The organism is Vulcanisaeta distributa JCM 11216, assembly GCF_001315985.1.
GTDB classification, from domain to species: domain Archaea; phylum Thermoproteota; class Thermoprotei; order Thermoproteales; family Thermocladiaceae; genus Vulcanisaeta; species Vulcanisaeta distributa_E.
Genome location: NZ_BBBI01000004.1, coordinates 33,748 through 46,652 on the forward strand (window position 1 = coordinate 33,748; position 12,905 = coordinate 46,652).

11 protein-coding genes and 3 pseudogenes are annotated in these 12,905 nt (G+C 44.0%); 10 read left to right on the forward strand and 4 right to left on the reverse strand.

Going from position 1 to position 12,905, the window contains the following annotated elements:
- Positions 1-2 precede the first annotated feature (2 nt).
- From rpl4p to JCM11216_RS04425, 7 genes and pseudogenes are all read left to right on the forward strand, one after another.
- Positions 3-844 (forward strand): annotated as a pseudogene (gene rpl4p / locus JCM11216_RS04395) (50S ribosomal protein L4).
- Between the two features lie 8 nt (positions 845-852).
- Entirely contained in the window at positions 853-1,098 is a 246-nt protein-coding gene (locus tag JCM11216_RS04400) for a 50S ribosomal protein L23 (RefSeq protein ID WP_054853518.1), read from the forward strand.
- 414 nt (positions 1,099-1,512) lie between these two features.
- A complete protein-coding gene (locus JCM11216_RS04405; protein ID WP_054853421.1) occupies positions 1,513-2,343 on the forward strand; it encodes a hypothetical protein in 831 nt (276 codons plus the stop codon).
- Positions 2,321-3,079: a hypothetical protein gene (locus tag JCM11216_RS04410; RefSeq protein ID WP_243675166.1), complete on the forward strand. Its 759-nt coding sequence runs from the start codon at positions 2,321-2,323 to the stop codon at positions 3,077-3,079. Before JCM11216_RS04405 ends, JCM11216_RS04410 begins: the two co-directional genes overlap by 23 nt.
- 251 nt (positions 3,080-3,330) lie before the next feature.
- Positions 3,331-3,786 (forward strand): hypothetical protein, encoded by a 456-nt coding sequence (locus tag JCM11216_RS04415; protein ID WP_054853423.1) that lies wholly within the window; start codon positions 3,331-3,333, stop codon positions 3,784-3,786.
- 70 nt (positions 3,787-3,856) lie between these two features.
- Positions 3,857-4,613: pseudogene (locus tag JCM11216_RS04420) on the forward strand (thioredoxin family protein).
- A 48-nt stretch (positions 4,614-4,661) separates the two neighbouring features.
- Entirely contained in the window at positions 4,662-5,249 is a 588-nt protein-coding gene (locus JCM11216_RS04425) for an XTP/dITP diphosphatase (protein ID WP_054853424.1), read from the forward strand.
- On the opposite strand, the gene JCM11216_RS04430 is transcribed toward JCM11216_RS04425, so the two are convergent.
- Both JCM11216_RS04430 and JCM11216_RS16310 read right to left on the reverse strand, forming a co-directional pair.
- Positions 5,211-5,963: a hypothetical protein gene (locus JCM11216_RS04430; RefSeq protein ID WP_243675167.1), complete on the reverse strand. Its 753-nt coding sequence runs from the start codon at positions 5,961-5,963 to the stop codon at positions 5,211-5,213. The genes JCM11216_RS04425 and JCM11216_RS04430 overlap by 39 nt on opposite strands.
- 37 nt (positions 5,964-6,000) lie before the next feature.
- Positions 6,001-6,180: a TFIIB-type zinc finger domain-containing protein gene (locus JCM11216_RS16310; RefSeq protein ID WP_243666868.1), complete on the reverse strand. Its 180-nt coding sequence runs from the start codon at positions 6,178-6,180 to the stop codon at positions 6,001-6,003.
- A gap of 175 nt (positions 6,181-6,355) precedes the next feature.
- On the opposite strand from JCM11216_RS16310, the pseudogene JCM11216_RS04440 reads away from it, so the two are divergent.
- Positions 6,356-9,299, forward strand: a pseudogene (locus JCM11216_RS04440) (DEAD/DEAH box helicase).
- On the opposite strand, the gene JCM11216_RS04445 reads toward JCM11216_RS04440, so the two are convergent.
- Positions 9,276-10,463, reverse strand: a complete 1,188-nt coding sequence (locus JCM11216_RS04445) for a hypothetical protein (RefSeq protein WP_054853427.1) — start codon at positions 10,461-10,463, stop codon at positions 9,276-9,278. The pseudogene JCM11216_RS04440 and the gene JCM11216_RS04445 sit on opposite strands and share 24 nt — an antisense overlap.
- Before the next feature lie 23 nt (positions 10,464-10,486).
- The gene (gene cyaB, locus JCM11216_RS04450) at positions 10,487-11,038 is read right to left on the reverse strand and encodes a class IV adenylate cyclase (RefSeq protein ID WP_054853428.1); all 552 of its coding nucleotides are present in this window, start codon (positions 11,036-11,038) and stop codon (positions 10,487-10,489) included.
- Between the two features lie 126 nt (positions 11,039-11,164).
- Between cyaB and JCM11216_RS16315 the strand changes: the two genes are divergently transcribed.
- Complete coding sequence (locus JCM11216_RS16315; RefSeq protein ID WP_243675168.1) at positions 11,165-12,091, forward strand: amino acid permease; 927 nt, start codon at positions 11,165-11,167, stop codon at positions 12,089-12,091.
- A 29-nt stretch (positions 12,092-12,120) separates the two neighbouring features.
- Positions 12,121-12,621 (forward strand): hypothetical protein, encoded by a 501-nt coding sequence (locus JCM11216_RS16320; protein ID WP_243675169.1) that lies wholly within the window; start codon positions 12,121-12,123, stop codon positions 12,619-12,621.
- The last annotated feature ends 284 nt before the right edge of the window (positions 12,622-12,905 follow it).

Genomic DNA, 12,905 nt, shown 5'->3' on the forward strand with positions numbered 1-12,905 from the left:
GCATGGTGTCCCTAGACCTATCACCATTAATAAGGCCGAAGTACGCCATACCAACGACAGTGAAGGTACTCGACTTAAGCGGTAACGCCATTGGCGAGATTTCACTGCCTCAGCAATTCCTCGAGCCAATAAGGCCGGACTTAATACTTAGAGCCTACATTAGTGCGTTAACGGCTAAGCTACAGCCCAAGGGTACAGACCCAATGGCCGGTAAGAGGACTACCGCGGTGAGTTTTGGTATAGGGCTTGGCCTGGCGAGGGTTCCTAGGGTTAAGGGTAGTCTATGGCCCACGGCAAGGTTCGCACCAAATGTCGTTAAGGGTAGGAGGGCTCACCCACCCAAGGTTGAGAAGGTTCTTCATGAGAGGATTAACAAGAGGGAGCGTAGGAAGGCCATTAGGTCGGCCATAGCCGCAACCGCGATTAAGGACTTGGTCATTGCCAGGGGGGTCACATTGTTGATAGAGTTCCCCAGATACCGCTTATTGTGGGTGAGGATTTTGAGAGGATTGGTGTTATGTCAGACTTGAAGAAGGCGCTCACGTCGTTAGGTCTTTGGGATGATGTTGAGAGGGTTGCCGAGAGGGTTAGGATTAGGTCTGGTAAGGGTAAGATGAGGGGGGGTAGGAGGTATAAGGAGGGCAAGAGCCTACTTATCGTGACATCAACCGTTGATGCCCCCCCCGTCATTAAGGTTGCTAGGAATCTACCTGGTGTTGATGTTGTTCCCGTGAGGAACTTAAGCGTGCTGTACCTAGCACCTGGTGGTGTCCCTGGTAGGCTAACATTATGGACATCAGGAGCGATTGAGGAATTGAGAAAGGGCTTGTTCATGGGGGGGTGAGGGGGGGCATGATAGTGAGGTTCGTACTCACAGAGAAGAGCCTTAGGCTTGCTGAGAGGGAGAATAAGATAACGATTATCGTCCCGAGGAATGCCACCAAGAAGGAGATTAGGGATTACGTGGAGAAGACGTATAACGTTAAAGTCGAGAATGTGAATACGTTAATAACAATGACCGGTGAAAAGAAGGCTTACGTAAAGTTAACCTCTGAGTATAATGCCTATGATCTACTTGGACGACTAGGCCTGGTATGATAGGGCATTTTCAACACCCCCGATCTAAATTAATATCCCTCTAAATTTAGTGATTTGGCTTTATACGTATTCATTAAGGTCATAATTAAATAAAGTACATCGATACTGCGCTGAATCATCGAACCTAACCCATAAAATCAGCACGTGGGTTCCTCCTCATCAATCAGTACTTAAGTCCTTGCATCATCGATTAGGGTAGTTAATTACATGATTAAAAGTATTTGCGACATTGGGCAGCATAGACCCAGAACACCGCATCTGGTGTTCTTAACTGTAAGAACCTCCATGAGTTCCCTACCTGAATATTAATAGTGTGACCCTACATAGTGTGTTTCTCATTGTGTTTGTTGACCGTGGTTGGTAATAAATTGAAAATAAAGGTATCTTAATAAATTCCTTAGGAATTACTGAATTATGGTACGCAATACATTACTCATGTGGGATAGGGTACTTGAGTTGGTTAATGATTATGAGCCTGAGGATTTATTCATGACCCTGTACAAAGGGAGACAGCCAAGGGTTCAGGCGAGTGTGAGTGTTTATGATGAAATTGAAATAGTGCGGAGCCGATCAAAGTCAAGGCATTACGCCTCCATTATGGACATTAACATAGTAGCCCCAATGAACCAATTACATGAACTGGCAAAACAAGCGGTGACGTATATATACGAACATGGCCTATCCTTCAATAATTGCCAAGTCATTAATAAGGCAGGTTCCTTTACGGAATTCATAACGAACCTTGAAATTCACAATGATATACCACTTGAGGATGCGTTATCGATGATTAAGGGTTTGTTATCACCATTTCGTAACGCAAACGTTTACTTAAGTCTTGGGACGAGGAGGGATAAAAATGAGATTGAGATTAGGGGTAACAGTCACTTGTTCACGGATGGTAAGGTGAGAGTTTGGTCAGTACACAGGCACGCTAATGAGTTTACGTTCCTTTATGAGGTGGTCCCAAGGCCAAGGTACATAATCCAAGTGGAGCCTCCCATGGAGGAGGACGAGGGTATATCAATAATTGTCAGATCGCCACAGGAGTTTTGGACCATGGTTAAGAGAGCTGTGGTGAGTGTCGTTGGTCGTAGGAACGTGGAGATTGGGGGGGACCTCGATAAAATAGAAAGGGAGGAGGAAGAGCAGGAGGAGGAGAGGTTAATGAGGGAGATGATGCGTGAGGAAGAGGAGAATAGGATCCTACCTGAGTGGGAGTGCGGTGAGGAATATGGCGAGGAGTAACGACGAGTGGAGTAATGTTGTAAATCTATTGAGAACGTCTAGGGTAAATAAGGTAACTATTTACCTCAAGCAGGCCGGTGGTAATCCGAAAATAGAGGTTATGATGAGAACATCGATTAAGTCGAGAATTAAGGGTCATGAAAGGAGGAGAGAACGTAAGGAGGCGACCATAAGTATTTCCGGGACGGAGACCCACCTCCGACGACTTATGCCACATATAATTAGTTATGTGCAGATGCACGAGCTGGATCATGAGCTAATAATGATCAACGCCAAGGCAGGTATAATTAGGGATTATCTACCAGCGCCACGCATTGATGGTAACACCATTGAGGAGGCTGCGGCTAAGATCAAGGAATTAACCGAGAATATCGTTGATGATCTAATAATAATTCATTTATTTGATGACTATCCTGACTGGACGAGCATTACCGATATGGATTACCTATTCACCGACGGGTGGGTGAGACTTAAGGAGGATGTTGATGCGAGCATTTATGGTGGATATAACAGGAGGTATAATGTGGAGTACTCCGTGAGTGTGGGTGGCACGTGGCTCATAAACACGAACCTCTCGTATGGAAAGGATGGATTTCACGTGATTGCTGTCACACCACGTAAGAACTGGAGAGCCATTATTGAATTAATGAAGGATGTGGCTCCCGGCGATAGATTATTCTTCGTGGATGAGGATAGGGATTGCGTATTGCCATTCCCAATTAGGCATTATCAATGACTGGGTTGGTTCAATCAGCCATGCGTAGCTCTCCATTCATGTGAAAAACTATTTAAATGCACTGGTGCATTGTATTATGATGAGGATGCTTCACCTCGCTGATTTGATGAGGAATCCTTTAAGTACTGATTGGTGAATCATGTAATTAATTCACAGGTACTTAGTACTCATCATGTAATGCATGGGTTGATACCTGTGTCGGTGGTAAGGTGCGGTGTAAGATTTATTAGTGCTTGGTTTAGTTCTTGGTCGTGGACGTAATTAAGGAGGTTAGCAATGACGTGTTGCGGCTTGCTTTCATTAAGGATAATCAGTCATTTCTACTGGAGGTTCTGCGCATCGATGGCTTTAATGAGGAGAGTTATAGGAGATTAAGGAGGTATATTAAGGAGAGACTTGGTGAGGAGTTTTCGGGCATTATAAGCCTGGAGTCAGGCAAGGCGTTGGCTAAGGTATTGCTGGTAGGTGCTGACCAGGTTGGGCAGTCATTAATTAATGATGTAATAGATAATGAATTGAATAAGGTCAATTCATGGATATCAAGTGGGGGGGTAATTAAGGAGATTATTGACAAGGTCTCGGGTGAGTTAAAGGAGACTAGGAAGTCCAGGAAGTCGAGGAAAAAGAAAAGAAAGAGGAAAGGCAGGAAGTCCAAAGGCAGTAAGGGGGGGTCTAAGAGTAGGTCCAGGAGATCGAGGAGTTCATGAACACCCTAAATTACTGAAAATAATGGGAAAAAAGGCTTTTATAGGGGGGGTTACTTCCTACGAAGATAGAATGTCCGCAACACCCTTCGAGAAGCCACAAGGCACTGCAGAGGTACCACACATAGAGGTTGATGAAGAGACTAAGGAGATAATAAAGGAGATACTATCTCAAATGAAGAACCCAGTCGAGGTCTTATTCTTCACTAGCAACACCTGTGGTAATAGGGACACTAATTGGTGCGTACCAACCGAGGAATTACTGGATCTGCTAGCTGAATTGGCGCCTCCTGGCAAGTTAGTGCTGAGGAAGATTAAGTATGAGGAGAATAGTGACGCTTTCAATAAGTACAACGTTGAGCCGCAGAGGGTCCCCCCCGTAATATACCTACTTGATGGTGCAATTAGGTACCTAGGGGGCACCACTTGGTGAGGAGGTTAGGGCCTTCATAGAGACTATAGTGAGGGTCTCCGTTGGTGAAACGAAGTTAAGGCCTAAAACGAAGAAGGGTCTCGAGGCTCTGATAAACTCGGGCAATAGTAAGAGGGTTGAGGTCATGACCGTTGTTACGCCGTCATGCCCATACTGCCCGTATGCCGTACTAATGGCTAACATGTTTGCCTATGATAGTAAGGGTAAGGTTGTTTCAGTAACGGTTGAGGCTTATGAGGAGAGTGATATTGCCGATGCTTACCAAGTTACTGCCGTGCCTACTGTTGTGCTTAAGAGGGAGGATCAGGATGTTGGTAATGTGGAGTTCATAGGTGTTCCTCCAGAAAGTGATTTGTTAAAGAAGGTTCTTGATTATAGTGGTGTGAATCTGCAGTGATTCCCTTAAAATATTAAAGTTAAAGCCGGTTTGTAAAAATGAATAGGCATGAGGATATTCTTTGTAACAGGCAATGAGGCTAAATTCCATGAGGCTTCATTAGTCCTTAGAGAGTTCGGTGTGGATCTTGTGATTGACCGTGAACATAAGAAGATTGAGATACAGAGCGATAACCTTGAAGATATTGTTAGCAATGCACTAGGTGAAATATGCAGTAGTAACGTTACTAATTACTTCGTTGTTGAGGATGATGGTCTATTCATAAATAGGCTAAATGGATTTCCAGGTCCATACTCAGCCTATGTCTATAAAACAATAGGGCTTACAGGCATTTTAAAGCTAATGAGTGGTGTTGAGGATAGGTCAGCCTACTTTAAGTCCGTGGTTGGCCTATGCGGCCCTAAAATCAACATTAAGCTATTTACCGGTATTGTACGTGGAAGTATAGCAATGGAGCCTAGGGGTTCCGAGGGCTTTGGGTTCGATCCAATATTCATACCCGATGGTTATGATAAGACCTTCGCCGAGCTAGGCATTGATATTAAGAATAAGTTGTCCCATAGAGCTAGGGCATTTAGGTCCCTGGGTACTTGGTTATTAGGTAATTTTCAAACGATTAATCTTAATCATTATTAGTGCCACTTCGTAAATCAATGCCGCCGCTATACCAATGAGCAGTGACATTAATAGGTAACTTATGTTTAATGATTGACTGTACCTACACAGTACGGATGTTATCGGCTTTGATGGCTGTATTATATAGAGCATGGGCTTGCCAAATATATACACCATATATACGGGTATGGAGGGCGAACCAGTGGTGCATATTATATTGCCTGTGACCTCAGGTACTATTATTACTGAATTGATCGTTGTTCCATATGTAGTTAGTGAATTCGAACTATTAATAATGGTGGGTGGAGAGCCACTATAGGATATTAATTCTATGAAGTAGCTATTTTTTTCTATGGTATAGTTATACAAACCCGATGCACTACTTACTGGTATTGTTAGGTTACAAAGTACAACATTATCTCTGGTAACTGTTATGTTTATCTCATTAATCGGTAATTGATTATTTGCAGCCATTATACTTAACTCAACGGTGTAATTACCAGTTGTTGAGGCCATTTTAACTACAACTACGTTATTTGTTATCGTTGTGGTGCTCGATACTATGTACATTGTTGATGGATTTATTCCGCATTTACTTAGGCCCTGGGTAATATTGTTGTTTAACTGCATTATGAAAGTGTTATTTATGGTGTATCCCATCACTGCTAAGTTCGTTGTGAGTAAGGTCATTGTAAATAGAACTATTATGAGTGTTAATCCATACCTATTCATCATTAGGGTATGTGCTTCTAGCTTATTAATAGTTTCTTCACTAAGAGTCTTCGTAACTCTCCACATTTATTATTGAGGTTATCAAACCCTCCTTCTTCATGTTTAATAACGTTCTTACTAAATGAGTTCTTAATATTTTAGTCCCGCAGTATGTGCAGTATGGCTTTCCATTAATTAGGACCGTTACCCTGGTCGAGCCACAGGCACTGCACTTAAGCATTGGTTTACTGATGCTGAGGTTTAATATTAGGCTTATGTTTCCATTAAAGGTAATATTCTATGGAGCATTCCTGCACCTTATTTATAGGTTTCGTGGTTTTGTCTTTCGCTTCAACTAAAGCAAATGGTTTAAAATTGGGTAGGGTCCATGGTGTTAATTGTATAGTGTAAGTACGATGAGTAGCTACGATGTCAAATTTTCAGTAACCACTAAGGAGTTGGATAATGCCTATGGATTACTTCACCCTGTAATTCAATCAGCTCTTATTGAAAGGGGGTTCTTAAAGGCCACGGAGCCTCAGAGGTTAGCTATTCCGAAGATCCTTAGTGGGCGTAATGTGTTGATAATAGCGCCAACGGGCAGTGGTAAGACGGAGGCCGCCGTATTGCCAGTCCTCTCGATGCTTAGGTGGGGTATGGATAAGGGTGAGTTCGCCGATAAGGCATATACATTCTCTATGTTACACCGCTTAGGGCGTTGAATAGGGACTTGCTTGATAGGCTTGTTTGGTGGGGGGGTGAGAGGGTTGGTATTAAGGTTGGTGTTAGGCATGGGGATACGGACCAGAGCGATAGGGTTAAGCAGAGTAAGGACCCCCCCCTCAAATGCTCATAACGACGCCCGAGACCCTCCAGGCGATTTTATCAGGTAAGAGACTAAGGGAGCACTTAATGAAGCTTAGGTGGATAATCATTGACGAGGTTCATGAATTAGCAGAGGATAAGAGAGGTACGCAGTTGACCTTGACGCTTGAGAGGATTAAGTGGTTGATTGGTAGGAAACCGCAGATAATTGGCTTGTCAGCACGGTGGGTAGCCCCCCCGAGGAGGTTGCCAGGTTCCTTGTTGGTAATGATGAGGAATGCGACATAGTACAGTCAAGCATCATTAGAGAGATGAGGATGGACGTACTACACCCGGAGCCCACTAAGGAGGATGAAGATGTGGCCAAGAGTGTTTACCTATACCCAGATGCGGTTGCCAGGCTCAGGGTGATTAAAGACCTAGTGAGTGGGAGTGGTTCAACGATAGTCTTTGTTAATACACGATCAATGGCTGAACTACTGATGTATAGGTTCACAATGCTTGGCTACGACTCGGTGGGCATACACCACAGTTCATTGTCTAAGGTTTCGAGGATAACCACGGAGAGGGCGTTCAAGGATGGTAAGTTAAAGGCAGTCATAGCAACATCAAGCCTTGAACTGGGTATTGACATCGGCCACGTGGACTTCGTAATACAGTACCTATCGCCCCCACCAGGTTATTAGGCTTGTTCAGAGGATTGGTAGGAGTGGCCATAGGCTTGATAAGATCCCAAGGGGGGGTGTTGTAATAACCGAGGACTTGAATGACACGCTTGAGGCTGTGGCGATAATAAACAGGGCTAAGTCTGGGCTTCTCGAGGCTACGCAAATACCTGATAAGCCATATGATGTTCTCGTTCACCAAATAGTCAGTTTATTGATGATCAAGAGTAGGTGGACTATTGATGAACTTTATGATTTAATAAGGAGGGCTTACCCGTACAGGAAGTTGTCAATTGAGGAGCTTAAGGGTGTGCTTAGGTTCATGAGTGATGTCCTCAATCCAAGGCTTGCCTACTTCATTGAAAATGAGGGTGTCGTACTTAAGCCAAGCGGTGTTAGGGCCAGGAGGGAGATGTATAGGTACTTCTTTGAGCAGATGTCTATGATACCCGACGAAAAGCACTACCTAGTCATTAACCAAGCCAATGAGGAACCATTGGTGTGCTTGATGAGGCATTCGTCGCTGAGTATGGTGAGCCTGGCATTAAGTTCGTGTTTAGGGGGGGTGGTGTTTGGGTTCTGCAGAAGATTGTCGGTGATACGATCTACGTGGCGCCGGCTAAGGACACGGTTGGTGCAATACCATCATGGGTTGGTGAGGAAATCCCTGTACCTTTCGAGATCGCGCAGGATGTTGGCAATATTAAGGAGGAAATAAGTAACTACATAACCAAGGTTGGTCCTGAGGCAACCATAAATACCTTCACAACGAAGCTGGGTGTCTCCAGTGATACGATTAAGTACGTCGTGAGCAAGGTGATGGAGCACGTCGAAAGTGGGGGGGTTCCGGTGCCCTCGCATAGACTTGTCCTTATTGAGCGTGTTGGCGATTTAATAGTGCTTTACACGCATGGTGGTACGTTAGTCAACAGGACAATAGCCAGAATACTTGGGGGGGAGGTATTAACCGAGAGGCTTGGTTATCCAGTTGGTGTTCAGCAGGATGCTTACGCGGTCATACTACAACTACCAAGGCCTGGCATCGACACGACACTTATCGTACAAACAATAATGGATGTGGCTAACATGGATGACAAGACATTTATTGATTATGCAATGAGGGCCATAACCAAGACGGGAATTTTCAAGAGGAAGTTTGTTCACGTTGCCAGGAGGTTCAATGTAATTAAAAAGGACAGGGAGTTGAGCGACCTAGCAATAACCAATTTAATAGAGCTTTATAAGGGGGTCGCCAGTATTCACAGAGACCCTTAAGGAGGTCCTAATGAGAGACTTTGATCTAGATAATACATTCTTCTTCCTGAAGTCTTTGATCAATGGCGAGAGGAGGCTAGTAACAATAGAGAGGAGTGAGTTTAGCCCAATGAGTAGGGAGGTCGTGGATAAGATAAGCCATAGGCTTGAAGTAATGGCGCCCGACAAGCTCGATAAGTTGGTTAGGGAGAGCGTTAAAGCTAGGCTATTAAATGAATCAATGACACTTGTATGTCTCAACTGTGGTTGGGTCGGCTCGGTCAGGAATAAGGACCTACCAGACAGGCCCAAATGCCCTAACTGCGGCTCAGAAAAACTCGGTGCATTAAGGATTGATGAGGAGAGGGTAAGGCAAGTTATGGAACGGTGGAGGGAGGGTAAGGCCAAGTCTGAGGACAATGAACTTATTGAATACATAAATAGGACGGCTGAGCTCGTTGGTAAGTACGGCAAGCTCGCTGTGCTCGCACTATCCAGTAGGGTTAGGATTGATGATATTGAAGAGTTCTTGCCAAAGATAAGCGACATTGATAAGCTGGTGCTTATTATTCATGATCTCGAGAAGAGGGAATTAAGGAGGAGGTTCATGGAGTGATACTTCATAGACCGCCTTAATTAGTGCTGCTTCATCCTCATTAAACCCCCCCGTCCTCCTCAACTCAGCAAACCTCCTGTAAATTTCCACAGCCTTCTCGATTATTAACGTCTTACAATTATCATTTATACACATACTAAATGGTGGAACATCCCTCCTAATTAGACCAAGTACGCTGCTACCCTGCCCAACATACTTACCGCTCATTATCGACGTGTTAATCCCCCCCACCTTAACCCAATCACCAATTATTGAACCAAGCTTAATCATGCCCGTGTCAATACCCATATACCTAATGATGCCTATGGTATTCTTCAGATTCGAAGTTACCGACCCGGCCCCCCCAATATTAACCCACCTACCCACGTAGGAGTCGCCCAGGTAACTAAAGTGCTCCTTGAGGCTGTGCATATCCATTATTGAGTTCTTAACCTCACCACCAACTGCATTATTCATGTAGAGTACCGTGCCCTCCCTAACGTATGCATGAGGCAGCACCCTGGAGCCTGGACCGAGTAGTGATGGGCCCTTAATATAGGTCAATGGTTCAATAATGGCATTTATCGCTATTACACTACCTGCCCTCTCATCAATAATGGCATTACCCGAGATGTCGGAGTTCACGGCCTTATCACCGATGATTTTCACCAAGTACTTAGAATTACTGCGGAGTAATTCAGTATTCCACTTAATTATGGACCAAATACCACTAGATATTGGTAAGTCGCAATTATTAATTGTATCTTTTACACCTACTCCACGTTCATTAGTGATACTGAGCAGAGCCTTATCGCCGCATTTAATCTCGACTCCAGTCCTCGCATTACTCATCAATTTATTTAGCACATCTATCTGAGGAATTAACGATGTGCCTATCCACAGGGTCGCTCCACTTATATCCTCAGTATTATGTACATACTTTACTGAATACTTCAGGTTAAGTCTAGATAATATTGAATCGGCAATGCCTCGCCAATACCTAGCTAGGTAATCGCGGGTAATAACGTATATATTCGCGTCATATCCCAGGCTCATTAACCATAATGCTATGTGTTCGTAGTATCGAAGACCACCAATTATTAGGTCACTGAGTGGCGTACTAATTGATAATGGGTAGTAATTCCTGTAATTATCCTCGATTATCACGACATTATCAAACTGCACAATAAGTATTACAGCCGTAATTATTAAGGTTTATTCACACCCTGCTTCTCAAGCACTAACTCTAAGTACGTCCTCCTCTCAATCCAATCCCTCCTAAGGCCCATCCTATCTCCAAGCTGGAGTACCTCTTCCGTGGCTTTATTTATTAGTTCCTTATTATTAACCATGGTCTCAACCTCAACAAAGCTTCCCAATCCCTCGACCGTATCCATGTAGATTGTGAAGTTCTCATAATTATAAATATCCCTCCTCTTCACCACCCTAGCTACCTCCTTAAACCCAAGTCTCCTGAGAATCTCAAGGAGGCTGTCAAGGTCGTTGACGGTAACACTCAATTCCTCACGGGTCTTCCCAACACTGCCAATACGTGGACCTTTATACGTTAGTACCACAGTACCGTCGCCATATACCCTAACCCTAAGTGCCTCGTCAGTCTTCGCAAAGTCCCTAACCGGGCTATTAAAGTATATGTCGGTCTCCTCAGTATGCTCGAGAAACTTCGCATTCAATGATTTCAGATTATCCTTAATCCTATCGTGGCTTGGAACCCTATACTTAACCTCAACCTCAAACACGGCATTATGGCAGTGCCTACTAATTTATAAACTATGTCCTGACTTATTGTTTAATAATTTGATTAAACAATAAACGGTATTAATGAACAGAGGATTTATAAATTATTTAAAATAACCATTATAACGATGGATAGGGAATACCAAGTCTTCATCAGGGAGTCTACGGGTTTGGTTAGGGAGGCTGGTTTTTGGGATGCTGTTTCGATTAATGTTGCTAATATGTCGGTTGGTGCTGCTTTGGCATCCATAGGCTTTACATTGACAGCACTATCAACCGTGGCGACCGTGGCAGGCGCAAACCTTGTATATGCTTCCCTCATAGCCGCCCTCTTTGCACTGCCGCAGGTAATTGTCTACTCCACGCTAATTAGGTACATACCGAGGGTTGGCGGTGACTACATATGGCTAGGAAGAGCCCTAGGACCAAAACTAGCCTGGCTAACTAATGGGCTTGTCCTCGGCTTTGTAATAGAGAGCTTGGCATACTACGCATTGATAGCCTTTGCGGCGGTTTTTCAGTTGGAGTCGGTTTTGCCAATACTGGGTGTTAGTATTTCATTAACGACTGCTCAGGAGGTTGGTATAGGCATTGCCTTCTTCGCCGTCATAGTCCTAGCCAACATACTTGGTACAAAGTATGGGATTAAACTAATGACGGCACTAACAGTAGTATCACTACTTGGTCTATTTACGGCCATAATTTTGCTCTTCATAACGCCTAAGACCCAGGTCATTAGTGCTGTGTCTTCATTATTACCAACTGGTTATACGTATTCAAAAATAGCCAGCAGTTATACGGGGGGGCCCTACTTCTCCATGAACACCATATTGATGCTACTACCCTTCTTCGCAATATATGTATACCCGTGGTTGAATGCTGGGCCTGCAATAGCCTCCGAGATAAAGGGCAAAAGCGCCCTTCACTGGAACATCCCCATGGCATTCCTATTCTCATTAGTATTCTTAACCCTCGCTTCGAGGCCATGTATTATTCGTTGGGTTTTGGTTTTGTTACTGAGGCTTTGTCTAATCCTAATGTTAATGGGTTGGTAAGTGGTAGTTTTAATTTCTGGACGGTGGCGATGGTGGTTTCGCGTAATGCAATTCTAAGTTGGTTTATTGGCATTTCATCAGTCACTTGGTACCTAGCCGTCCTCGCCTACGGAGCCATCGTCGTCGTAAGGTACTGGTTCGCCCTAGCCTTCGACAGAGTCTGGCCAAGCACCTTCGCCTACATAAGCCCAAGACTCGGAACACCAATATACGCACACCTATTCGACTTAGCAGTAACTGCGGCACTAATTGCCGCGGCTGGCTTCCTCTATAATACATTCACGGCGCTCTACGGTGCCGTTGTTGAGGCAATAATATACTACATGGTAGTCGGTATCGCGGCAGTAATACTTGCGACGCTTAGGTACTCATCATTTAACATAAGCGGTAAATCTAGGACTGTCCTAATAGTATTCGGCGTATTAATGGCTGGAGTAATGGCGTATTTAACCTATGAGTTCCTAGCTACCCGCAGATCTGGGGCGGTAACCCACTCGCCTACGGTGTTGAGCTTGGCGCCGTGGTGCTAGGGATTGCCGTGTATTTGATATCACGTTATGTTAATATGAGGAGGTTTGGTATTGACATATCCATGGCCTATGCCGAAATACCGCCTGAATAAAATTATTAAATTGAATGTTAATTATCAATTATCAGATAATTAATAAAACTTTAATATAGGGGAAATACGAAATAGTTGTATGGCGAGTACAACCGTTTGGTTAGTCGTTGGTTTAATAATAGGTCTTGTAATTGGTGTGGTAATTGGTTATGCGGTTATGCCACCTAAGGTTGTTACTAAGTACATTAACGC